This is a genomic window from Streptomyces sp. CB09001 (assembly GCF_003369795.1).
Lineage (GTDB): Bacteria > Actinomycetota > Actinomycetes > Streptomycetales > Streptomycetaceae > Streptomyces.
The window spans coordinates 1,478,981-1,501,663 of the sequence record NZ_CP026730.1; the positions used below are offsets into that span (position 1 = coordinate 1,478,981).

15 protein-coding genes and 1 pseudogene are annotated in these 22,683 nt (G+C 73.4%); 10 read left to right on the forward strand and 6 right to left on the reverse strand.

Annotated elements, in window-relative coordinates:
- Window positions 1-153: 153 nt before the first annotated feature.
- Window positions 154-2,652 carry an aminopeptidase N gene (gene pepN / locus C4J65_RS06960; RefSeq protein WP_162833063.1) on the reverse strand — a complete coding sequence of 833 codons (2,499 nt, stop codon included), beginning with the start codon at window positions 2,650-2,652 and terminating at the stop codon, window positions 154-156.
- Between the two features lie 129 nt (window positions 2,653-2,781).
- A complete protein-coding gene (locus tag C4J65_RS06965; RefSeq protein WP_115741606.1) occupies window positions 2,782-3,135 on the reverse strand; it encodes a chorismate mutase in 354 nt (117 codons plus the stop codon).
- Window positions 3,136-3,269: 134 nt separating this feature from the next.
- Here C4J65_RS06965 and C4J65_RS06970 point away from each other — a divergent pair, with 134 nt between their 5' ends.
- Window positions 3,270-4,169 (forward strand): hypothetical protein, encoded by a 900-nt coding sequence (locus C4J65_RS06970; protein WP_115741607.1) that lies wholly within the window; start codon window positions 3,270-3,272, stop codon window positions 4,167-4,169.
- 40 nt (window positions 4,170-4,209) lie between these two features.
- Window positions 4,210-4,839: an SIMPL domain-containing protein gene (locus C4J65_RS06975; protein ID WP_162833064.1), complete on the forward strand. Its 630-nt coding sequence runs from the start codon at window positions 4,210-4,212 to the stop codon at window positions 4,837-4,839.
- Window positions 4,840-4,872: 33 nt separating this feature from the next.
- Here the strand turns inward: C4J65_RS06975 and C4J65_RS06980 are convergent, their stop codons facing one another.
- A complete protein-coding gene (locus C4J65_RS06980; protein ID WP_162833065.1) occupies window positions 4,873-5,598 on the reverse strand; it encodes a VWA domain-containing protein in 726 nt (241 codons plus the stop codon).
- Between the two features lie 154 nt (window positions 5,599-5,752).
- On the opposite strand from C4J65_RS06980, the gene C4J65_RS06985 reads away from it, so the two are divergent.
- Window positions 5,753-6,688 (forward strand): rhomboid family intramembrane serine protease, encoded by a 936-nt coding sequence (locus tag C4J65_RS06985; protein ID WP_115741609.1) that lies wholly within the window; start codon window positions 5,753-5,755, stop codon window positions 6,686-6,688.
- Window positions 6,689-6,733: 45 nt separating this feature from the next.
- Window positions 6,734-7,645 (forward strand): chitosanase, encoded by a 912-nt coding sequence (locus C4J65_RS06990; RefSeq protein WP_115741610.1) that lies wholly within the window; start codon window positions 6,734-6,736, stop codon window positions 7,643-7,645.
- 121 nt (window positions 7,646-7,766) lie between these two features.
- On the opposite strand, the gene C4J65_RS06995 is transcribed toward C4J65_RS06990, so the two are convergent.
- From C4J65_RS06995 to C4J65_RS07005, 3 genes are all read right to left on the reverse strand, one after another.
- Complete coding sequence (locus C4J65_RS06995) at window positions 7,767-9,230, reverse strand: glutamate synthase subunit beta (protein ID WP_115741611.1); 1,464 nt, start codon at window positions 9,228-9,230, stop codon at window positions 7,767-7,769.
- Window positions 9,223-13,848, reverse strand: a complete 4,626-nt coding sequence (gltB, locus tag C4J65_RS07000) for a glutamate synthase large subunit (RefSeq protein WP_240330382.1) — start codon at window positions 13,846-13,848, stop codon at window positions 9,223-9,225. The genes C4J65_RS06995 and gltB overlap by 8 nt, the downstream gene beginning before the upstream one ends.
- Before the next feature lie 385 nt (window positions 13,849-14,233).
- Entirely contained in the window at window positions 14,234-14,965 is a 732-nt protein-coding gene (locus C4J65_RS07005) for a VIT1/CCC1 transporter family protein (RefSeq protein ID WP_007448368.1), read from the reverse strand.
- A gap of 234 nt (window positions 14,966-15,199) precedes the next feature.
- Here C4J65_RS07005 and C4J65_RS07010 point away from each other — a divergent pair.
- From C4J65_RS07010 to C4J65_RS07035, 6 genes and pseudogenes are all read left to right on the forward strand, one after another.
- A pseudogene (locus tag C4J65_RS07010) lies at window positions 15,200-16,186 on the forward strand (ADP-ribosylglycohydrolase family protein); the annotation flags it as partial.
- 593 nt (window positions 16,187-16,779) lie between these two features.
- Complete coding sequence (locus C4J65_RS07015; protein ID WP_115741613.1) at window positions 16,780-18,057, forward strand: ADP-ribosylglycohydrolase family protein; 1,278 nt, start codon at window positions 16,780-16,782, stop codon at window positions 18,055-18,057.
- Window positions 18,054-19,232: an ADP-ribosylglycohydrolase family protein gene (locus C4J65_RS07020; RefSeq protein WP_115741614.1), complete on the forward strand. Its 1,179-nt coding sequence runs from the start codon at window positions 18,054-18,056 to the stop codon at window positions 19,230-19,232. Before C4J65_RS07015 ends, C4J65_RS07020 begins: the two co-directional genes overlap by 4 nt.
- Window positions 19,220-20,617 carry an ADP-ribosylglycohydrolase family protein gene (locus C4J65_RS07025; protein ID WP_115741615.1) on the forward strand — a complete coding sequence of 466 codons (1,398 nt, stop codon included), beginning with the start codon at window positions 19,220-19,222 and terminating at the stop codon, window positions 20,615-20,617. Before C4J65_RS07020 ends, C4J65_RS07025 begins: the two co-directional genes overlap by 13 nt.
- Window positions 20,581-21,789: a CoA transferase gene (locus C4J65_RS07030; RefSeq protein ID WP_115741616.1), complete on the forward strand. Its 1,209-nt coding sequence runs from the start codon at window positions 20,581-20,583 to the stop codon at window positions 21,787-21,789. Before C4J65_RS07025 ends, C4J65_RS07030 begins: the two co-directional genes overlap by 37 nt.
- The gene (locus C4J65_RS07035; RefSeq protein WP_115741617.1) at window positions 21,786-22,610 is read left to right on the forward strand and encodes a CoA ester lyase; all 825 of its coding nucleotides are present in this window, start codon (window positions 21,786-21,788) and stop codon (window positions 22,608-22,610) included. The genes C4J65_RS07030 and C4J65_RS07035 overlap by 4 nt, the downstream gene beginning before the upstream one ends.
- Window positions 22,611-22,683: the final 73 nt, after the last annotated feature.

The following is a 22,683-nucleotide window of genomic DNA, read 5'->3' on the forward strand; positions in this document are numbered from 1 at the left end:
GCACGGGGGCTGGGGTTCCAGCTTCCACGCGCAGGGGCGTGTACGCCCGGACAGCTCAGTGATCACAACCCGAAAGGGGTATCCCGGTGGCTCTCCGCCGGGGACGCGGCCGGTCCCGCCGCGCCACGCGCGCGGGGACCGGCCGCGGCCGGGTCAGTCGGTGTTCGCCTCGCGGACCCGCAGTGCGCGCGCCAGGTCGTCGAGCTGGTCGGTGAGCTTGCGGCGCAGGGCGGGGATCGGTTCGGCGTCGGCGAGGCACTCCTGGCCCAGGCGCAGGGTGTCGGCGTCGACGGCGTGGGCGGGGAAGGCCCAGCGGCCGGCGGCGTCGGCCATGGCGGGGCCGCGGCGGGCGGCGAGCGCGACGGCCTCGGTGTAGTAGCGCGGTACGTAGTCCCGGACCAGATCGGCCTGTTCGGGCTGCCAGAAGCCCTGGGCGGTGGCGGTGAACAGGTAGTTGGAGAGGTCGTCGGAGGCGAACATGGCCTCCCAGGCGCGGGCCTTGGCCTCGGCGTCCGGCAGCGCGGCGCGGCAGCGGGCGGCGCCCTCCTGGCCGGTCGCGCTCGGGTCGCCCGCCAGCTCGGCGGCGATGGCCTCCTCGTCGGTGGCGCCGAGGACGGCGAGCCGGGTGAGGATGCGCCAGCGCAGCTCGGGGTCGAGTTCGGGGCCGCCGGGCACGGTGCCGTCGGCGAGCCAGGCGGCGATGGTGTCGGGGTGGGCGGCGGTGGCGATGCGGTGCCGTACGGCGATCAGGCGCAGCCCGGGGTGGTCGCCGTCCTCGGTGCGGCGGATGAGGTCGCGGCAGAGGTCGGCGAGGGTGTGCAGGGCGGCGGGCCGCTGCTCTGGGGTGGCGTAGCGGTCGGCGATCTGGCCGGCGGCGAAGGCGAGGACGCCGTCGACGAGCGCGAGGTCGGTCTCGTGCGGGAGGTGGGCGCGGGCGATGTCGAGGTAGGTGGCGGCGGGGAGTTCGCCGTCGCGGACGGCGTCCCTGAGGGCGTTCCAGACGACGGCGCGGGTGAGCGGGTCGGGCAGGCCGGACAGGCTCTCGCGGACGGTCCGGAAGGAGTCGGTGTCGAAGCGGATCTTGGCGTAGCTCAGGTCGCCGTCGTTGAGCACGACCAGGGCGGGGAGCTTGCCGATGGGCCGGGGCTCGGCCTGGGGGACGTCGATGTCGAGGCGCTCGCGCGGGGTGAGGCGGCCCTCGTGGTCCGGGTTCTGGTCGTAGAGGCCGACGGCGATGCGGTGGGGGCGCTCGCCGGTGCGCCGGACGGTGAGGGCACGGCTGCCGTTGTCGCCGGTGACGGCCGGGACGAGGGTGTCGACGCCGGTGGTGCGCAGCCAGGCGTCGGCCCAGGCGTGGACGTCGCGGTCGGTGGCGGCGGCCAGCGAGTCGATGAAGTCGGCGAGGGAGGCGTTGGCGAACTTGTGCCGCTCGAAGTGGATGTTGATGCCGGCCAGGAAGTCCTTCTCGCCGAGCCAGGCGACGAGCTGGCGCAGGGCGGAGGCGCCCTTGGCGTAGGAGATGCCGTCGAAGTTGAGGAGGGCGGAGGCGGTGTCCTGGACGTCCTCGGGGGCGACGGGGTGGGTGGAGGGGCGCTGGTCGGCGTCGTAGCCCCAGGCCTTGCGGGTGACGCCGAAGTCGGTCCAGGTGTCGGTGAAGCGGGTGGCCTCGGCGGTGGTCTGGTAGCCCATGTACTCGGCGAAGGACTCGTTCAGCCAGATGTCGTCCCACCAGCGCAGGGTGACGAGGTCGCCGAACCACATGTGGGCCATCTCGTGGGCGATGACCATGGCGCGGGTCTGCCGCTGGGTCTCGGTGACGGCGGACCGGAAGACGAACTCGTCGCGGAAGGTGACCAGGCCGGGGTTCTCCATCGCGCCGGCGTTGAACTCGGGGACGAACGCCTGGTCGTAGGAGTCGAAGGGGTAGGGCTCGTCGAACTTCTCGTGGTAGCGGTCGAAGCAGGCCCGGGTGACCTCGAGGAGTTCGTCGGCGTCGGTGTCCAGGTGCGGGGCGAGCGAGCGGCGGCAGTGGATGCCGAAGGGCAGGCCGCGGTGCTCGGTGCGCACGGAGTGCCAGGGTCCGGCGGCGACGGCGACGAGGTAGGTGGAGATCAGGGGGGTGGTGGCGGCCTTCCAGCGGCCGTCGCCGGTGTGTTCGGTGACGCCGTTGGCGAGGACGGTCCAGCCCTCGGGCGCGGTCACGGCGAGGTCGAAGACGGCCTTGAGGTCGGGCTGGTCGAAGGCGGCGTAGACACGCTGGACGTCGTCCAGGAAGAGCTGGGTGTAGACGTAGGTCTCGCCGTCGCTGGGGTCGGTGAAGCGGTGCATGCCCTCGCCGGTGCGGGAGTACCGCATGGCGGCGTCGACGCGCAGCTCGTGCTCGCCGGGCGCGAGGTTCTTCAGCGCCAGCCGGTTCTCGTCGAGCGCGGCCGGGTCCACGGGTTGTCCGTCCAGGGTGACGGCGCGCAGCTCCGCGGGCTTGACCTCGACGAACGTGTCCGTGCTGTCCGTGTCGCCGCGGACGGTGAACCGGATCACGGTCCGGGAGTCGAAGGTCTCGTCCCCACGGGTCAGATCGAGGTCGATCGCGTAGTGGTGGACGTCGAGGAGCCGGGAACGGGTCTGCGCTTCGTCGCGCGTCAGTACGGACATGCACGACATGCTGCCTGATGCGGTGGGCAGGGCACAGAGGCGGTTCGGTACGCGCGGTATGTCCGGTCCGCCGCGTCGGCCGTCGTACTCCCCCGGCGTGCGCCCCCGTGGGCGGGGGCGCGCCGGACCTCAGCCGGTGGCCGGTGCGCCGCCGTCGGCGCCGCTGCCCTCCGCGATGCGCTCGTGGTGGTGGATCACCTCGGCGACGATGAAGTTCAGGAACTTCTCGGCGAACGCCGGGTCGAGCTTGGCGCTCTCGGCGAGGGTGCGCAGCCGGGCGATCTGCTGGGCCTCGCGGGCCGGATCGGCGGGCGGCAGCCGGTGGCGGGCCTTGAGATGGCCGACCTGCTGGGTGCACTTGAAGCGCTCGGCGAGCATGTGGACGACGGCCGCGTCGATGTTGTCGATGCTGTCCCGCAGCCGGGCCAGCTCCTCGCGGACGGCGGGTTCGACGGCACCGGTACCGGTGTTGCTGGTGGTCATGGGCGCACACCCTACGGGCGGGGGCCCGGCCGTCGCAGACCGTCTCAGGCGCTGAACGCCGTACGGCCCTCGTACGGCTCGTACAGTGGGGGCAGGGTTCAGGAGGCAGGGTTCAGGCGTCTTGGGGGTCGGACGTGGCGAACGGCGGACCGGTCGAGCACGGGTTCCCGCACCTGGAGACGGTGCGGGCGGCCGTCACGGCGCTGTACCGGCGGCTGTCGTACGACACCGTCCGGACGTTCTCGGCCAGTGTGGCCCCGGTGGACGTGGCGTTCTGCGACACGGACGACCTGTACCTGGGCGCGCAGCGGGTGGCCCACGAGCTGGTGCGGCACTACCGGCTGCCCGACGCCCGCATGATCGTCTCCTTCCGCGAGATGACCCACGCGGCGAACGTGGAACTCACGGCGGGCCCGGAGTACTTCATCGAGCTGAACGACCGCTTCCGCACCCATCGCCGGGACATCGGCGCGGCCCTCGCGCACGAGGTGATGCACGTGTACCTGCACCGCCTCGACCTGGCCTTCCCTTCCACCCGGGACAACGAGATCCTCACCGACACGGCGACGACGTACCTGGGCGCCGGGTGGCTGCTCCTGGACGCCTACCGGGAGGACGCGGCGTCCTCGCAGAAGCTGGGGTACCTGACCCCGGAGGAGTTCGGTTACGTCCTGGCCAAGCGGGCGCTGGTGTTCGGCGAGGACCCGTCGGTGTGGTTCACGAGTCCGCAGGCCTACACGGCGTACGGCAAGGGGCTGGCCCGGGCGCGCCGGGACGAGCAGCAGCCGCCGCTCACCGCGGCCGGCTGGGCGGGCCGCCGCCGCTACGCCCGGGACCGCCGGCACGCGCAGGACCCGCACGCCGCCGGGGCGGCGGCGGACGGCGGCCCCTACTCCTTCACCGCCCAGCCGCCCGGACAGCTGCGGGTGTCGTTCCCCTGCCCGACCTGCCACCAGCGGATCAGGGTGCCGGTGCGGGGGCGGGTCCGGGCGCGGTGCGGGCTGTGCCGGACAGTGCTGGAGTGCGACACGTAAGTCGCCGCGCGGGGTGCGGGGGCGCTGCTTCAATGCCCTTATGACACAGGCCATCGAAGAACCGTGGGGCATCAGCGTGTTCGGCTCGGGGACGGTGCGGGCCGAGCCGGCGCTCGCTCGGGTGCGGCCGGCGGTGGACGTGCTGGAGCCGTCGCCGGAGCAGGCCTTCCGGCGGGCCGGGGAGGCCGTGGTCCGGCTGCGGGAGGTGTTGCGGGGGCACGGCGTGCCGGACGCCTCGGTGTCGGGTTCCCGGCTGGGCCTCAGCTCGGAGTACGACGGTCACGGCGGTGGCCGGAGGCTGCTCGGGTACCGGTGCCAGGCCTCGTACTCGGTGGAGACCGGGGCGCTGGACGACCTCGAGCTGCTGATCGCGGACGTGGTCGAGGCGGGCGCGCACCGGATCGACGGCGTGGAGTTCGACGTGCGCGACAGGCCGGCGCTGCTCGACGAGGCACGGCGCCGGGCGGTGGCCGCGGCCCGCCGCAAGGCCCAGGTGTACGCGGAGGCGGCGGACGCGCGGCTGGGGCCGGTGCTGCACATCCAGGACGTGGAGTCGGAGCCCGTCGCCGCGTTCCGTGCCTCCGTGGGCGGCGGCCCGCCCGGCGCGCTGGCTCCGGGCGCGGTGGAGGTGTCCGCCCGGGTCGTGCTGGGCTTCTCCCTGCGGCACTGACCGCCGCGCTCGGGCGCCTTCAGGAGGGCGCCTTCAGGTGGGCCGCACGATCCCCTGGGCGCGTGCGGCCGCCAGCCACTGGGGGAACTCGCCCACCAGCCGGTCGTACAGGTCGGCGTCGGTCACCTTCCGCGGGTCGCGGCCCGCGTGGAAGAACCCGGCGTTGTCGACCACCCGCTTGCCGGGCACCGCGAGTTCGTCCAGCTTGCGCAGGTACTCGAACTGGCGGCTGTCCGGGTCGCCGAAGCCGACGAACTGCCAGAACAGCGGCAGCGGCGCCGCCTTGCACAGGTACCGCTCGGCGGCGAGCCGGTTGATCGGACCGCCGTCGGTCTGGAAGACGACCAGGGCGGGATGGCGGGCGCCGCTGTCCAGGTAGTGGTCGATGACGGCGTCCATGGCCAGGTGGTAGCTGGTCTTGCCCATGTGTCCGAGACCGGCCACGATTCGCTCGATCCGGCCCTGGTGGTCGGCGAGCGCGATCTCGGTGACGGCGTCGACGTCGGTGGAGAAGAACACCACCGGCACGGTGCCGTCGTCGTCGAGGTGGGCGGACAGGCTCAGTACCCGGTCGGCGAGCGCCTGCACGCTCCCGTCCTTGTAGTACGGCTTCATCGAGCCGGAGTAGTCGACGACGAGGTAGACCGCGGCCCGGGTCCCCTCCATGCCGTGCTTGGTGAGCGACACCCCGGCGGTCTTGTACAGATCGACCAGCGCGGGCGCCGTCTCCCGCACCTTGGTGAGACTGATCGCGGTCATGCGGACTCCCCCCGTCACCGCTGCCTGCGGCATCCGGATGCCGAGGCTACGGCACGGCGCACCCCGCCGCTCGGCCGGTCCCCCGGCATTCGCTATTTTGTTCGCCGCCGTCCCCACCGGCTCACCGTCCGCCCGTCCCCGAGGAGCCGGCCCCGTGGATTCCGAGTCCACCGCCACCACCTGCTACCGCCATCCCGCGGTGGCGTGCCACGTCCGCTGCACCCGCTGCGAGCGCTACATCTGCCCGGACTGCATGCGGGAGGCGCCCGTCGGCCACCAGTGTCCCGAGTGTGTGAAGGAGGGGGCGCGGTCGGTACGGCAGGCCCGGACCCTCGTCGGGGGCAGGATCTCGACGACGCCCGTGGTGACGTACGTGCTGTTCGCGCTGAACGTGCTGACGTATCTGGCGGAGGTGGTGCGGCCGGGGCTGGTGGACCGGTTCGCCATGGTGGGTTCGCGGCTGGTCGCTCCGGACGGCACCCCCCTGGCCGGCGACGGCGTGTTCCTGACCTCCGGGCCCCTGCGGGTGGAAGGTGTCGCCGGCGGTGAGTGGGAGCGGATGCTCACCGGCGCGTTCCTGCACCAGTCGCCCTTCGAGGGCACGTTCGGGATCCTGCACATCACGGTGAACATGATCGTGCTGTGGCAGTTGGGGCGGGTGGTGGAGCTGATGCTCGGCCGGTTCCGTTTCGCCGTCCTGTATCTGTTGTCGGCGCTCGGCGGTTCCGTCCTGGAGCTGGTCCTCACCGACCCCGGGCAGGCCTCGGTCGGCGCGTCGGGTGCGGTCTTCGGGGTGGGGGCCGCGTACTACGTGCTGCACCGCCGGCTGGGCGCCGACACGGGGCGGGTCAACCGCTTCATGGCCGGACTGCTGCTGTGGCTGGTGGTCTCCGCCTGGTTCACCTCGTGGCAGGGTCATCTCGGCGGCCTGCTGGTGGGCGGTGCGCTGGCGCTGGCGCTGGCGTACGCGCCCCGTGACGGGCGCCGGGTGGCGGTGCAGGCCGGGGCGGGTGCCGCGCTGGTGGTGCTGCTGGCGGTGACGGCGGCGGTGCGGGTGTCCGAGCTGACGGGCGGGAGTATCCCGCTGTGAGTGGTTTCGCCCTGTGAGTGGTTCCCCTATGAGAGGTGTCCCCCTATGAAACGTGCCGGAGTGCTGCTCCTCGGGGCGCTTCCCGTGATCGCCGCGGGCGTGTACTTCGCCGTGCCGGACGACCCGGCGGACACCGCGGCCGCCGCCTCCTCGTCGTCCTCGGCCACCGCCCGGTCGACCCGCGACGACGCCAAGGACCGGGCCGAGAAGGAGCGGGAGGCGGACGACGCGCTCATCGCCGACCTGCCGCCGGGGCTCGCCGCACCGGCCAAGAAGGACCTGGCCCAGCAGCTGGTGTCCAGCGCCGAGAACTCGACCACGAAGTGGCGCACCGCCTACGGCAGCATCGAGGACGTCGGGGACGGCGACGGGTACACCGCGGGCATCATCGGCTTCTGCACCGGTACCCACGACCTGCTCATGCTGGTCGAGCGCTACACCGAGGCCCACCCGGACAACGGCCTGGCGGCGTACCTGCCCGCCCTGCGCGAGGTGGACGGCAGCGACTCGCACGAGGGCCTGGATCCCGGCTTCACGGCGGCCTGGCAGGCGGAGGCGGAGGTCCCGGCGTTCCGCGAGGCCCAGGAGGAGGAGCGCGACCGGGTCTACTTCGAACCGGCGGTGCGCCTGGCCAAGCTGGACGGTCTGGGCACGCTGGGCCAGTTCGTCTACTACGACGCGATGGTCTTCCACGGCCCCGACACGGACGCCGAGGGCTTCTACGGACTGCGCGAGCGGGCCATGGCGGAGGCGAGGACGCCGGGGCAGGGCGGCTCCGAGAAGGCCTACCTGGACACCTTCCTGGACGTCCGCGAGCAGGCCATGCGGGCCAAGCGGCCGGGCATCGACACCTCCCGCGTCGACACCGCCCAGCGCCGGTTCCTGACGGCCGGGAACATGAAGCTGGCGACGCCGCTGGTGTGGGAGATGTACGGGGACACCTACCGGGTGCCCTGAGCGTGCGACGGCGCCTGCCCATGGTCCGGTCGGGGACGGGGCAGGCGCCATCAGTGTTCCGCACGCCTTTGTGCGGGACGTTCTTCGGTTGTTCCGCCCGTGGGGACGGTTGTTGCGTCCGTCAGACCGTGAGAGCGCGGTCGGTCGGGCGGATCGGGGCCGGCAGTTCGCTGGCTCCGGTCAGGAAGCGGTCGGCGCCGCGCGCTGCCGAGCGGCCCTCGGCGATCGCCCAGACGATGAGCGACTGGCCGCGGCCGGCGTCACCGGCGACGAACACACCCGGCACATTGGTCTGGAAGTCGGCGTCCCGGGCGATGTTACCCCGTTCGTCGAGCTCCAGGCCGAACTGGTCGACGAGACCGTTCTCCCTGTCGGTGCCGGTGAAGCCCATGGCGAGGGTGACCAGCTGGGCCGGGATCTTCCGCTCGGTGCCCGGCTTCGACGTGAGCTTCCCGTCGACGAACTCGACCTCGCTCATGTGCAGCCACTGGACGTTGCCGTCCTCGTCGCCCTCGAAGTGGGTGGTGGAGACGGCGTAGACCCGCTCGCCGCCCTCCTCGTGGGCGCTGGTGACCTTGTACAGCATCGGGAAGGTCGGCCACGGCTGGCGCACCGCGTCCCGCTCCTCGCCCGGCCGGGGCATGATCTCCAGCTGGGTGACGGAGGCCGCGCCCTGGCGGTGGGCGGTGCCCACGCAGTCGGCGCCGGTGTCGCCGCCGCCGATGACGACGACGTGCTTGCCCTCGGCGGTGACGGGGGCGGTGACGTAGTCGCCCTCCTGGACCTTGTTGGACAGGGGCAGGTACTCCATCGCCTGGTAGACGCCCTTGAGTTCCCGGCCGGGTACCGGCAGGTCGCGGGCGGTGGTGGAGCCGGCGGCGATGACGACGGCGTCGTACCGCTTCCTCAGGTCGGTCGCCTTGAGGTCGCGGCCGATCTCGACGCCGGTGCGGAAGCGGGTGCCCTCCGCGCGCATCTGCTCTATGCGCCGGTTGATGTGCCGCTTCTCCATCTTGAACTCGGGGATGCCGTACCGGAGGAGGCCTCCGACGCGGTCCGCGCGCTCGTAGACGGCGACGGTGTGACCGGCCCGGGTGAGCTGCTGGGCGGCGGCCAGGCCCGCCGGGCCCGAGCCGATGACGGCGACGGTCTTGCCCGACAGGCGCTCGGGGATGCGCGGGGCGACGTCCCCCGTCTCCCACGCCTTGTCGATGATGGAGACCTCGACGTTCTTGATGGTGACCGGCGGCTGGTTGATGCCGAGCACGCACGCCGACTCGCACGGGGCCGGGCACAGGCGGCCGGTGAACTCCGGGAAGTTGTTGGTGGCGTGCAGGCGCTCGGACGCGGCCGACCAGTCCTCGCGGTAGGCGTAGTCGTTCCACTCGGGGATCAGGTTCCCGAGCGGGCAGCCGTTGTGGCAGAACGGGATGCCGCAGTCCATGCAGCGGCTGGCCTGCTTGCTGATGATCGGCAGCAGGGAGCCGGGGACGTAGACCTCGTTCCAGTCCTTGACGCGCTCGTCGACGGGGCGGGTCCTGGCGACCTCGCGTCCGTGGTTGAGGAAGCCCTTGGGATCAGCCATTGGTCGCCGCCTCCATCATCTTCTCGGTGGTCTCGGTCTCGGAGAGACCGGCTCGCTCGGCGGCGTCCTTGGCGGCGAGCACTGCCTGGTACGTGCTGGGGATGATCTTGCTGAAGCGCTCCACGGCGACGGTCCAGTCGGCGAGCAGCTTCCCGGCGACCGTCGACCCGGTCTCCTCGGCGTGGCGGCGCACCACGTCGTGCAGCCAGTCCTTGTCGGCGTCGTCCAGGGCCCGGACCGCGTCGGCGTTGCCGACGTTGACGTTGGCGCGGTCGAGGTCGACGACGTAGGCGATGCCGCCGGACATGCCGGCCGCGAAGTTGCGCCCGGTCTCGCCGAGGACGACCGCGTGGCCGCCGGTCATGTACTCGCAGCCGTGGTCGCCGACGCCCTCGGAGACGACCAGCGCGCCGGAGTTGCGGACGCAGAAGCGTTCGCCGACCTTGCCGCGCAGGAACATCTCGCCGCCGGTGGCGCCGTAGCCGATGGTGTTGCCGGCGATGGTGGAGTACTCGGCGAGGTGGTCGGCGCCCCGGTCGGGGCGGACGACGATCCGGCCGCCGGACAGGCCCTTGCCGACGTAGTCGTTGGCGTCGCCCTCCAGGCGCAGGGTGATGCCGCGCGGGACGAAGGCGCCGAAGGACTGCCCCGCGGAGCCGGTGAAGGTGATGTCGACGGTGTCGTCGGGCAGCCCGCCGCCGCCGAACTTCTTGGTCACCTCGTGGCCGAGCATGGTGCCGACCGTGCGGTTGATGTTGCGGATCGCGACCTGGGCGCGCACCGGGGCGGCCTGGGTGGCGTCCGCGGCGGCCAGCGCGTCGGAGGCGAGCTTGATCAGCTGGTTGTCGAGCGCCTTCTCCAGGCCGTGGTCCTGGGCGACGGCCCGGTGGCGCACCGCGCCCTCGGCCAGTGCGGGCACGTGGAACAGCGGCTCCAGGTCGAGGCCCTGCGCCTTCCAGTGGTCGACCGCGCGGGTCACGTCGAGGGTCTCGGCGTGGCCGACGGCCTCCTCGATGGTGCGGTAGCCCAGCTCGGCGAGGATCTCGCGGACCTCTTCGGCGATGAAGCGGAAGAAGTTCACGATGTACTCGGCCTTGCCGGAGAAGCGCTCCCTGAGGACCGGGTTCTGGGTGGCGATGCCGACCGGGCAGGTGTCCAGGTGGCAGACGCGCATCATGACGCAGCCGGAGACGACGAGCGGCGCGGTGGCGAAACCGAACTCCTCGGCGCCGAGCAGCGCGGCGATGACGACGTCGCGGCCGGTCTTGAGCTGGCCGTCGGTCTGGACGACGATGCGGTCGCGCAGGCCGTTGAGCAGCAGGGTCTGCTGGGTCTCGGCGAGACCCAGCTCCCAGGGGCCGCCCGCGTGCTTGAGCGAGGTGAGCGGGGAGGCACCGGTGCCGCCGTCGTGGCCGGAGATCAGCACCACGTCCGCGTGTGCCTTGGAGACACCCGCCGCGACCGTGCCGACGCCGACCTCGGAGACCAGCTTGACGTGAATCCGCGCCTGCGGGTTCGCGTTCTTCAGGTCGTGGATCAGCTGGGCCAGGTCCTCGATGGAGTAGATGTCGTGGTGCGGCGGCGGGGAGATCAGGCCGACGCCCGGGGTGGAGTGCCGGGTCTTGGCGACCCACGGGTAGACCTTGTGGCCGGGCAGCTGGCCGCCCTCGCCGGGCTTGGCGCCCTGGGCCATCTTGATCTGGATGTCGTCCGCGTTGACCAGGTACTCGGAGGTGACGCCGAAGCGGCCGGAGGCGACCTGCTTGATGCTGGACCGGCGCGCCGGGTCGTACAGGCGCTCCGGGTCCTCGCCGCCCTCACCGGTGTTGGACTTGGCGCCCAGCTGGTTCATGGCCATGGCGAGGGTCTCGTGCGCCTCCTGGGAGATGGAGCCGTACGACATGGCGCCGGTGGAGAAGCGCTTGACGATCTCGGAGACGGGCTCGACCTCGTCGAGGGGGATCGGCTGCCGGTCCGACGTGAAGCCGAACAGGCCGCGCAGCGTCATCAGCCGCTCGGACTGCTCGTTCACGCGCTCGGTGTACTTCTTGAAGATGTCGTACGTGCCGGAGCGCGTGGAGTGCTGGAGGCGGAAGACCGTCTCGGGGTCGAACAGGTGCGGCTCGCCCTCGCGGCGCCACTGGTACTCGCCGCCGATGTCCAGGGCGCGGTGGGCCGGCGCGATGCCGCTGGCCGGGTAGGCCTTGGCGTGGCGGGCGGCGACCTCCTTGGCGACGACGTCGATGCCGACGCCGCCGATCTTGGTGGCGGTGCCGTTGAAGTACTTGGCCACGAACTCCTCGTCCAGGCCGACGGCCTCGAAGACCTGGGCGCCGCGGTAGGAGGCGACGGTGGAGATGCCCATCTTGGACATGACCTTGAGGACGCCCTTGCCGAGGGCGTAGATCAGGTTGCGGATGGCCTGCTCGGGCTCGCCGTCGTCGGTCTGCAGGAAGGTGCCGGCCCGGACCAGGTCCTCGACGGACTCCATCGCGAGGTACGGGTTGACCGCGGCGGCGCCGAAGCCGATGAGCAGGGCGACGTGGTGGACCTCGCGGACGTCGCCGGCCTCGACGAGCAGGCCCACCTCGGTGCGCTGCTTGGTGCGGATGAGGTGGTGGTGGACGGCGGAGGTGAGCAGCAGCGAGGGGATCGGCGCGTGCTCGGCGTCCGAGTGGCGGTCGGACAGGACGATCAGCCGGGCGCCGTTCTCGATGGCGGCGTCGGCCTCGGCGCAGATCTCCTCGATGCGCGCGGCCAGCGCGTCGCCGCCGCCGTGCACCCGGTAGAGACCGGAGAGGGTCGCGGCCTTGAAGCCGGGCATGTCGCCGTCGGCGTTGATGTGGATGAGCTTGGCCAGCTCGTCGTTGTCGATCACCGGGAAGGGCAGCAGGACGCTGCGGCACGAGGCGGCCGTCGGGTCCAGCAGGTTGCCCTGCGGGCCGAGCGAGGAGCGCAGCGAGGTGACCAGTTCCTCGCGGATCGCGTCCAGCGGCGGGTTGGTGACCTGGGCGAAGAGCTGGGTGAAGTAGTCGAAGAGCAGCCGGGGCCGCTCGGAGAGCGCGGCGATCGGCGAGTCGGTACCCATGGAGCCGATCGGCTCGGCACCGGCCTTGGCCATCGGCGCGAGGATGACGCGCAGCTCCTCCTCGGTGTACCCGAAGGTCTGCTGGCGGCGGGTGACCGAGGCGTGGGTGTGCACGATGTGCTCGCGCTCGGGCAGGTCGGACAGCTCGATCTCGCCGGCTTCCATCCACTCGCCGTACGGCTGCTCGCCGGCGAGCTGGGCCTTGATCTCGTCGTCCTCGATGATGCGGTGCTCGGCGGTGTCCACGAGGAACATGCGGCCGGGCTGGAGGCGGCCCTTGCGGACGACCTTGGCGGGGTCGATGTCGAGGACGCCGACCTCGGAGCCGAGGACGACGAGGCCGTCGTCGGTGACCCAGTAGCGGCCGGGGCGCAGGCCGTTGCGGTCGAGGACCGCGCCGACCTGGGTGCCGTCGGTGAAGGTGACGCAGGCGGGGCCGTCCCAGGGCTCCATCATCGTGGAGTGGAACTGGTAGAAGGCGCGCCGGTCCGCGTCCATGGAGGCGTGGTTCTCCCACGCCTCCGGGATCATCATCAGCACGGAGTGCGGCAGTGAGCGCCCGCCGAGGTGGAGCAGTTCCAGGACCTCGTCGAAGGAGGCGGAGTCCGAGGCGTCCGGCGTACAGATCGGGAAGATCCGCTCCAGGTCCGCGGACGAGCCGCCGTGTCCGTCGTCGGCAGAGCCGAACAGGTCCGACGCCAGCTGGGACTCGCGGGCGCGCATCCAGTTGCGGTTGCCCTTGACCGTGTTGATCTCGCCGTTGTGCGCGACGAAGCGGTACGGGTGGGCGAGCGGCCAGGACGGGAAGGTGTTGGTGGAGAACCGGGAGTGCACGAGCGCGATCGCGGAGGCGAAGCGGCGGTCGGACAGGTCCGGGAAGAACGGCTCCAGCTGGCCGGTGGTCAGCATGCCCTTGTAGACGATGGTCCGCGCGGACAGCGACGGGAAGTAGACACCGGCCTCGCGCTCGGCGCGCTTGCGCAGCGCGAAGGCGTGGCGGTCCAGGGCGATGCCCTGCGAGGCGCCGTCGCTCACGAAGATCTGGCGGAAGACCGGCATGGTGGAGCGGGCGGTGGCGCCCAGCATCTGCGGGGCGACCGGGACCTCGCGCCAGCCGAGGACCGTGAGGCCCTCCTCGTCGGCGATCGTCTCGATGCGCGAGACGGCGTCCTCGGTGCCGTCGACCGGCAGGAAGGCGATGCCGACAGCGTAGGCCCCGGCCTCCGGCAGCTCGAATCCGGCCACCTCGCGGAAGAACGCGTCGGGCAGCTGGGAGAGGATGCCGGCGCCGTCGCCCGAGTCGGGCTCGGAGCCGGTGGCGCCGCGGTGTTCCAGGTTGCGCAGCACGGTGAGCGCCTGGTCGACCAGGGTGTGGGACGCCTCGCCGGTGAGGGTGGCGACGAAACCGACGCCGCACGCGTCGTGTTCGTTGCGGGGGTCGTACATACCCTGCGCGGCAGGGCGAGCATCCATGAAGGACCAGTTCTGGCCACTCTCGGAGTGCTGGGACGGCTGGCGCGGCGTACGCATCGGCTCTCCCGTCGTCGTCATCTGGCATGTGGCAAGTGCCGAGGGACGACGTTGGCCCTCTGCGGTGGGTGCATCAGTGGCTGAAAAATTTGGTGCAGGCTACATGATGGATTGGTTCTCGGTAAACGGGACAATCCGTTCCAGCATGCGGACACCGACGGGGTGCGGTGGGGGTTCCGCACCTGCGGTGGAAGCTATGGCGACCGGGGCGAACAGATCGATGTCCGTCGGTCCGAGGGGAGCGGAAGGGGCGTCGTCGCCCACTCCGCGCGTGCACGGCAGGCTTCATTGCCCACAGCGCTTACGGCTCATGCCCGGAGATTACGCGCTCGAAACCAGCAAGTAACGGGTACTTATGCGGCCCATCGCATAAGTACGAGCCGGTCTATCCTACGGCCGTTCCGAACAGGCTGCCCAGGAGATACGTCACACCGGCCGCCGCACCACCGAGGGCGAGCTGCCGCAGGCCGCTGTACCACCAGCTGCGGGCCGTGACCTTGGCGACCACCGCGCCGCACAGGAACAGCCCGGCCAGCGCGAGCAGCACGGCGGGCCACAGCGCGCCGGCGCCGAGCAGGAACGGCAGGACGGGGAGCAGGGCGCCCAGCGCGAAGGATCCGAACGAGGACACGGCCGCGACCGTCGGCGAGGGCAGGTCGGAGGGGTCGATGCCCAGCTCCTCGCGGGCGTGTATCTCCAGCGCCTGCTCGGGGTCACTGGACAGCTGGCGGGCCACCTCGCGGGCGAGCTCCGGCTCGACGCCGCGCGCCTCGTAGAGCGCGGCCAGCTCGGCCTCCTCGTCCGCCGGGTGCTTGCGCAGCTCGCGGCGCTCCACGTCCAGCTCGGCCTCGACCAGCTCGCGCTGGGAGGCGACGGAGGTGTACTCGCCCGCGGCCATGGAGAAGGCGCCGGCGGCCAGTCCGGCGAGCCCGCTGATCACCACGGTCTGCTGACTCGCCGTACCGCCGGCGACGCCGGTCATGAGGGCGAGGTTGGAGACCAGTCCGTCCATCGCGCCGAAGACGGCGGGGCGCAGCCAGCCCCCGTTCACGTCGCGGTGGGTGTGGTTGTCACGGTGCGCCTCGTGCAGCGCCGCCTCGGTCTCGATGATGGCCATGCGGGTTCCCCCGGGAAGCTAGTCTGGACTCATTCCACTTTTTAACAACACCCAATCTACGCCGATCATTTCCGTCCCGCCAGCAAGGAAAGGCTGGGCTTACCTGCGGTTTTACCTCCCCACACTCATCCGTGATCTTGCCCGCTCATATGTCGACCGGGTGACACGGGCCCCGGTTCGGCTGCGGTGCACACCGCACCGGGGACAGATGTGCGGAGGGAGAGGAGAGGCCGCATGGCATCCACCGCCTGCATTCCCCCGGCCCCCGCGCCGCAGGACGCCGTCGGGCTCCGCGACCGGGCCCGGGGCGCGCTGCTCGGACTGGCCGTCGGGGACGCCCTCGGGGCGCCGGCCGAGAACATGAAGCCCTCCGAGATCCGCGCCCGCTGGGGCCGCATCACGGGGTACGTGGCCGACCGGCCCGCCGGTACCGACGACACCGAGTACGCGATCTTCTCTGGCCTGCTGCTGGCCCGCCACGGCAGCGCGCTCACCCAGGCCCATGTGGAGGCGGCGTGGCACGAGTGGATCGCGGACCGCGAGGAGGGCCCGTTCCGGGGCGCGGGTTTCAGTGAACGCGGCACCCTGGAGAACCTGCGCCGGGGGCTCGCCGCCCCGATCTCCGCCCAGCACCGGCACGCCTGGAGCGACGGACTGGCCATGCGGGCCGCGCCGCACGGCGTGTTCGCGGCCGGGCGGCCCGCCGAGGCGGCCCGGCTGGCGGCGATCGACGGCTCGGTCAGCCACGAGGGCGAGGGCATCTACGGCGGCCAGGCGGTGGCGGCGGGCGTCGCGGCGGCGATGGCCGGGGCGTCGACCGTCGCGGTGGTGGCCTCCGCCCTGGCCGTCGTCCCGGACGACTCCTGGACGGCGCGCTGTCTGCGCCGCGCGCTGACGGCGGCCCACCGCGGCGAACGCGCGGTGCGGTCCGCGGTGGTCATCGGCGGCTACCCCTGGACCGACCTGGCCCCCGAGGCGGTCGCCCTCGCCTTCGGCGCGTACGCGGCGGCCGACGGCGACTTCACGGACGCCGTGCTGACGGCCGTCAACATGGGCCGCGACGCCGACACCACGGCCGCGGTGGCCGGCGCCCTGGCCGGCGCGACCCGCGGCGTCCACGCCATCCCGGCCGCCTGGGCGGACGCGATCGGCCCGGCCCGCGGCTCCTGCCTGCCGACGATGGCCGGACACCACGTGCTGGAGGTGGCGGACCTGTTGACCCGGGCGGCACGACTGGCTCCGCCGGACCCGGCGCGGGTGCGGGTTGCCCCGGTGCGGTTCGCCCGGCCCCCCGCGCGGTTGCCGTCCGACCCGGACCGCGTACCGCCGGGCACGGAGGCCCTGCCACCGGCCGCGGTGCCAACGCCGTCGAACACGGCAACAGCACCACCGGACCCCGAGGAAGCCCCCCGGGCCACGCAACGGGTGGCATACGCCCCGGAGCCCGTACCCGTCGGCGCGGAAGTCCTGCCACCAAACGCCAGGCCGGCACCGTCGGCACCGGCACCGGCACCACCGGACGCGGAACGGGCACACCGGAACGCGGGACGCGTACCGGCGGGCGCGGCCCAGGTGCCGGGCGATGCGCCGTGGGTGCCGGGAATCCCCGGACGAGCACCGCGGGAGGTGGCGGAGACGCCGGTCAGGGAGCCGGTGCGGGCGACGCGGGGTCCCGGGACGGCTGCACCCGCCGTCCCGGGCGGACCGCCCGCCGACACCCACCCCGGCGGCAGTCGGCCGCCGTCCGACCCGGCCGCGCACGCACCCGTCCCGGAGGCCCACGCGGCGGGGGCCAACGCGGCGGAGGCAGGGCCGTGAGCCGGGCTCGGGGCGCGGTCGGGGCGACGGGCACCACGGCGTACGTCGAAGGGCCCGGTGTGCCGGAGGCGAGCGGGACCAGGGGGAGCGGGCACCGGCCGGGAACCGAGCCGGGGACGGCCGCCGGGTCCCGTGCGGTGCCGCTCTCCGACCGCGTCGAGGGCCTCCTCCTCGGGCTCGCCGCGGGAGACGCCGCCGGCTGGCCCGCCGCCAGGCACCGGGCCGCCCGCATGCCGGAGTGGACGCGGCGGCTCACCCGCGAGCTGGACACCTTCGCCGAGCAGAACGCGACGACCACCCTTCCCGTCCCGATCGCCCTGAACCAGCCCCCGGAACCGCTGCTGCTCGGCCCCTCGGACGACGCCGAGTGGGCGGCGTTCGCCGCGGAGGCCCTTCTGCGGGCAGGCGACGACAGCGTGCTCGGGGACCTGAGCCGGGACCGCCGGATGCGCGCCGCGATCGACCTGACCTGGAACGCCGTCGCCAGCGAGGTCGCCGCCGCCACGGAACGCGCCCCGGAGGCCGAGTCCGCGGTGCTGCCGCTGCGCGCCCGCATCTCGGTGCGGGCCGGGCTCGGCAACCTCGCCACCGGGCTGCGTCCGCCCGCCACCGGCCACGACAACCCGCACTACTTCGACGACGCCGCCTGCGTGCGGGCCTGCGTCCTCGCCGTCGCCCACCCCGGCGCCCCGCGCCTCGCCGCCGACCTCGCCGAGTTCGACGCCCGCTACACCCAGGACGGCGACGGCGTGCACGGCGCGCGGGCCATGGCGGCGGCGCTGGCCCGCGCCCTGGACGGCGCCGACGTGGACGCCTGCGTGACGGCCGCGCTCGCCGAGCTCCCCGAGGGGACGGAGATCGGCCGCAACGCCCGCCAGGCCCTGGCCCTCGCCGCGGACGCGGAGAGCACCTTCGCCCTGGTCCCGCTCCTGGAGCACCGCATCGTCGACCACGTCTACAGCTACGGCATCGCCGCCGCCGAGACCGTCCCGGTCGCCCTCGCCCTGGCCACCGCCGCTGGGGGCCGCCTCGCGGAGGCGGTACCGGCGGCGGCCTGTCTGTCCAGGGTCGCGGACTCCGCCCCGGCGCTGGCCGGCGCCCTCACCGGCGCGCTCGGCGGCGGCGCGTCGATCCCCGTCTCCTGGCGGGACGCCTGCCGCATCCTGCCCGGCTGCGTACTGCCCCGGCTCACCGGCACCGACCTGGTCGAACTCGCCGGTCTCCTGCACGCCACGCAACCGTCCCGACCGGAAGGACGAGGCACCACGCCATGACCCCCCTGACCCCGGACCACAGCACCACCGCATCCCTCGACGAGCGCGTCACCGGCGCTCTCGTCGGCGCGGCCGTCGGCGACGCCCTCGGCGGCCCCGTCGAGGGCTACTCCCCCGAGCAGATCGTCGAACGCCACGGCGGCCGCGTGCACGGCGTCGTCGGTCCCTGGAACGGCGACACCTGGCGCACCGCACGGCCCATCGCCCCGTACCACAAGGGCGACGGGCACGTCACCGACGACACCCTGATGACGCACGCGCTGGTCCGGGTCTACGGCACGGTCCGCGACCACCTCGACGCCTACGCGGTCGCCGAGCACCTGGTGCCGGACCTGATCACGAACCCGCGCTGGATCCCGGAACTGGAGGCCGAGGCGCTGCCGCTCCAGCGCATCTTCCTCGCGGAGAAGTGGCTGGTCACGCGGATCCACTACGGACACGTGGACCCGCGCGAGGCGGGCACCGGCAACATCGTCAACTGCGGCGCCGCGATGTACATGGCCCCGGTCGGCCTGGTCAACGCGGCCCACCCCGCGGCCGCCTACGCCGAGGCGCTGGACGTCGCGGGCGCGCACCAGTCGTCGTACGGCCGGGAGGCGGCCGGTGTGTTCGCGGCGGCGGTGGCCGCGGCCTGCGCGCCGGGCGCGACCCCGGACTCGGTGGTCGCCGCCTGTCTGTCCCTGGCGAAGGACGGCACCCGGGCCGCGATCGAGGCCGTGTGCGAGGTGGCCTCGGGACACCCGGACTTCGAGTCGGCGCTGGCCCCGCTGCGTGCGGCGGTGACCCCGTACGACACGGTGGGCCCCGACTACCGTGCCCCTTCGCTCGGCGCCCGCCGGCCCTCGCGTCTGCACGCGATCGAGGAACTGCCCGTCGCGCTCGGCATGCTGCTCGTCTCCGGCGGCGACTTCCGGCACGCGGTCCTCGGCGCGGTCAACTACGGCCGCGACTGCGACTCCATCGCCACCATGGCGGGCGCGCTGGCCGGGGCGCTGGGATCACCGGTGCCGGAGGACTGGGCCAAGACCGTCGCGGAGGCGAGCCGTCTGGACCTGTGGGAACCGGCGGCTGCGCTCGCCTCGGTCGCGCGGGAGGTCTTCGCGCGTGACGTGCGGCGCCGCCGGGCCCACGAGGAGGCGTTCGCCGCGATCGGGGGCGCGGGATGCTCCGACTGACCTGGGTCCAGCCCGAGGACCTGATCGGCCACGAGCTGCGCCAGGCACGGCTGGACGGCCGCGACGCGGCGGCGGTCGCGGTCCGCTGGCGCGCGGCGGGCGGTGGCGGGGCGCCGGCCCGGGCGGGCGCCTCGCCGGGGCCCGCCTCCCCCCTCCTCCGCCGCCTGGCGGAAGACCTCCTGGACGAACTGGCCGGCCTGCCCAGTCCCCTGGCGGAGGCCGAGCCGACGGAGTTCGACCGGATCAGGGCACTGTGCCCCGACTGGCCGTCGCCCCGTCCCGCCGCCCCGGTGTCGCCCGCCCGGCTGGAGGCCGCCTGGCTCGGCCGCGCCGTCGGCTGTCTCCTCGGCAAACCCGTCGAGAAGCTCCCCCTCACCGGTGTCCGGCTGCTCGGCCGGGCCGCCGGCAACTGGCCCCCGACCGCGTACTTCACCGCCCGGGGCGTCCCCCGCGACCTGCTCACCGCATACCCGTGGAACCGCCGCTCCGCGCCGACCTCCCTCGCCGAGAACATCGACGGCATGCCGGAGGACGACGACCTCAACTACCCGCTGCTCGACCTTCTGCTCCTGCGGCGCCACGGCAGGGCCTTCACCACCGACGACGTGGCCCGCGTCTGGCTCGACGAACTCCCGCCCGGCCGCACCTTCACCGCCGAACGCGTCGCCCTGCGCAACCTCCTCACCGGCCTCGAACCCCCTGACACCGCCCGCCACCGCAACCCCTTCCGCGAGTGGATCGGCGCCCTGATCCGCGCCGACGTGCACGGCTGGACCAACCCGGGCGACCCGGGCGCCGCCGCCGAGCAGGCGCATCGCGACGCGACCCTCAGCCACACCGCCAACGGTGTCTACGCGGCCATGTTCGCGGCGGCCGTCATCGCCACCTCCGCCCCCGCCGACGCACCCGGCGTCCACGCCTGTCTGCGCGCCGGACTCGCGGTCGTACCCCCCGGTTCGCGCCTCGCCGGGGCCGTCCGGCACGCCGTACGGCTCGCGGGCGCGCACGACGACTTCGACACGGTCGTGGACCGGCTCCACGCCGTCCACTCCCCGGCCCACCACTGGGTGCACGCCATCCCCAACACCGCCTTGATCGCCGCCGCCCTCACCCACGCGGACGGCGACTTCACCGGCTCGGTCTCCCGCGTCGTCTCCGGCGGCTGGGACACCGACTCCAACGGCGCCACCGCGGGCGGCGTCGCCGGACTGCTCGCCGGCTCCCCCGCCGCGCTGCCCGAGCACTGGACGGCCCCGCTGAAGAACCGCCTCGCCACCTCCGTCGGCGGCTTCGACGGCACCGGCTTCGACACCCTCGCCCACCTCACCCACCGGGAGGCCACCCGCCCATGCCCGAGCCCGCCGCCCCCGCCGCCCCTCCCCTGACCGGCCTGCGCGTCCTCGACCTCGCCACCCTCTTCGCGGGACCGCTCGCCGCCACCATGCTCGGCGACTTCGGCGCCGAGGTGATCAAGGTCGAGCACCCCACCCGGCCCGACCCCTCCCGGGGACACGGTCCCTCGAAGGACGGTGTGGGCCTGTGGTGGAAGCTGCTGGGGCGCAACAAGCGCACGATCACCCTGGACCTGTCGAAACCCGCCGGGCGCACCACCCTGCTCCGTCTCGCCGCCACCGCCGACGTCGTCGTCGAGAACTTCCGGCCGGGCACCCTGGAGAAGTGGGACCTGGGCTGGGACGAGCTGTCCGCCGTCAACCCGCGCCTGGTCCTCGCCCGGGTCACCGGCTTCGGCCAGTTCGGACCGTACGCGCGCCGTCCCGGCTTCGGCACCCTCGCCGAGGCCATGAGCGGTTTCGCCGCGATGACCGGCGAGCCCGACGCGCCGCCGACGCTGCCGCCGTTCGGCCTCGCCGACTCGATCGCGGCGCTGGCGACGGCGTACGCCGTGATGACGGCGCTGGCCGCCCGGGAGCGCACCGGCGAGGGCCAGGTCGTCGACATGGCGATCATCGAGCCGATCCTGACCGTGCTGGGCCCGCAGCCCCTCTGGTACGACCAGCTCGGCCACGTCCAGCCGCGCACCGGCAACCGCTCGCAGAACAACGCCCCGCGCAACACCTACCGCACCGCCGACGGCACCTGGGTCGCCGTCTCCACCTCGGCCCAGTCGGTCGCCGAGCGGGTGATGCGGCTGGTGGGCCGCCCGGAGCTGATCGACGAGCCCTGGTTCGCGACGGGCGCCGACCGGGCCCGGCACTCCGACGTGCTGGACGCGGCGGTCGGCGACTGGATCGCCCGGCACTCCCGCGCCGACGTGCTCGCCGCGTTCGAGAAGGCCGAGGCGGCCGTCGCACCGGTCCAGGACGTGCGGGACGTGATGACCGACCCGCAGTACCGGGCCCTGGACACCCTCACCACGGTCGACGATCCCGAGCTGGGCCCGCTGCGCATGCAGAACGTCCTCTTCCGGCTCTCCGCCACCCCGGGCGCGATCCGCTGGGCGGGCCGCCCGCACGGCGCCGACACCGAGGAGGTGCTGACCGGGCTGGGGCTCACCCCGGCCGACGTCAAGGAGCTGCGTGAGGAGGGCGTCGTATGACCGCACCCCCGCTGACCTGGCTGTACGTGCCGGGAGACCGGCCCCCGGTGGTCGCCAAGGCGCTGGCCGCCGGTGCCGACGTGGTGGTCGTCGACCTGGAGGACGCGGTCGCCGCCGACCGCAAGGAGTACGCCCGTGACGCCACGGCCGAGCTGCTCACCGAGCCGCAGCCGGTGCCGGTGCACGTCCGCGTCAACGCCCTGGACGGTCCACTCGCCGCCGGGGACCTGGCCGCGCTGGCCGCGCTGCCGGGCCTGTCCGGGCTGCGGCTGCCCAAGGTGACGTCGCCGGAGCAGGTGACCGCCGTCGCCGCGCTCACCGGCGGACCACCGCTGTACGCCCTGCTGGAGACGGCCCTGGGGGTGGAGCGGGCCTACCGGATCGCCGCGGCCCATCCGGCACTGCGCGGGATCGCCCTCGGTGAGGCGGACCTCCGTGCCGATCTGGGCGTGCGCGGGGACACCGGCCTGGACTGGTCGCGCTCGCGGGTGGTCGTGGCCGCGCGGGCGGCGGGCCTGGCGCCGCCGTCCCAGACGGTGCATCCGGACACCCGGGACCTGGAGGGCCTGGCGGCGTCCTGCGCCCACGGCCGCGCCCTGGGCTTCCTGGGGCGGGCCGCGATCCATCCGCGCCAGCTGCCGATCATCGAGCGGGCCTATCTGCCCACCGAGCGGGAGCTGGAGGAGGCGGAGACGATCGTCAAGGCGGCCACGGTCCAGCCGGGTGCGCAGGCGCTGCCGGACGGCCGGTTCATCGACGCGGCGGTGGTGGCGACGGCCCGGCGGACGCTGTCGCTGGCCCGGCGGCCCACCCTGTCCTGAGCACCCGCCCCGGCATACGCCGAGGGCGCCCGGAGAGTCCCGGGCGCCCTCGGCGGCGTACCTGGCGGGCGGG

Bases quoted from the DNA above. Each gene is read 5' to 3' on its own strand.
- C4J65_RS07030 (WP_115741616.1), top strand. From the start codon at position 20,581: ATGCCCGAGCCCGCCGCCCCCGCCGCCCCTCCCCTGACCGGCCTGCGC.
- C4J65_RS07020 (WP_115741614.1), top strand. From the start codon at position 18,054: ATGACCCCCCTGACCCCGGACCACAGCACCACCGCATCCCTCGACGAG.
- C4J65_RS06995 (WP_115741611.1), bottom strand. From the start codon at position 9,230: ATGGCTGATCCCAAGGGCTTCCTCAACCACGGACGCGAGGTCGCCAGG.
- C4J65_RS06990 (WP_115741610.1), top strand. From the start codon at position 6,734: ATGAAACGTGCCGGAGTGCTGCTCCTCGGGGCGCTTCCCGTGATCGCC.
- C4J65_RS07035 (WP_115741617.1), top strand. From the start codon at position 21,786: ATGACCGCACCCCCGCTGACCTGGCTGTACGTGCCGGGAGACCGGCCC.
- pepN (WP_162833063.1), bottom strand. From the start codon at position 2,652: ATGTCCGTACTGACGCGCGACGAAGCGCAGACCCGTTCCCGGCTCCTC.
- C4J65_RS06975 (WP_162833064.1), top strand. From the start codon at position 4,210: ATGACACAGGCCATCGAAGAACCGTGGGGCATCAGCGTGTTCGGCTCG.
- gltB (WP_240330382.1), bottom strand. From the start codon at position 13,848: ATGCGTACGCCGCGCCAGCCGTCCCAGCACTCCGAGAGTGGCCAGAAC.
- C4J65_RS06980 (WP_162833065.1), bottom strand. From the start codon at position 5,598: ATGACCGCGATCAGTCTCACCAAGGTGCGGGAGACGGCGCCCGCGCTG.
- C4J65_RS06965 (WP_115741606.1), bottom strand. From the start codon at position 3,135: ATGACCACCAGCAACACCGGTACCGGTGCCGTCGAACCCGCCGTCCGC.
- C4J65_RS07005 (WP_007448368.1), bottom strand. From the start codon at position 14,965: ATGGCCATCATCGAGACCGAGGCGGCGCTGCACGAGGCGCACCGTGAC.
- C4J65_RS07025 (WP_115741615.1), top strand. From the start codon at position 19,220: ATGCTCCGACTGACCTGGGTCCAGCCCGAGGACCTGATCGGCCACGAG.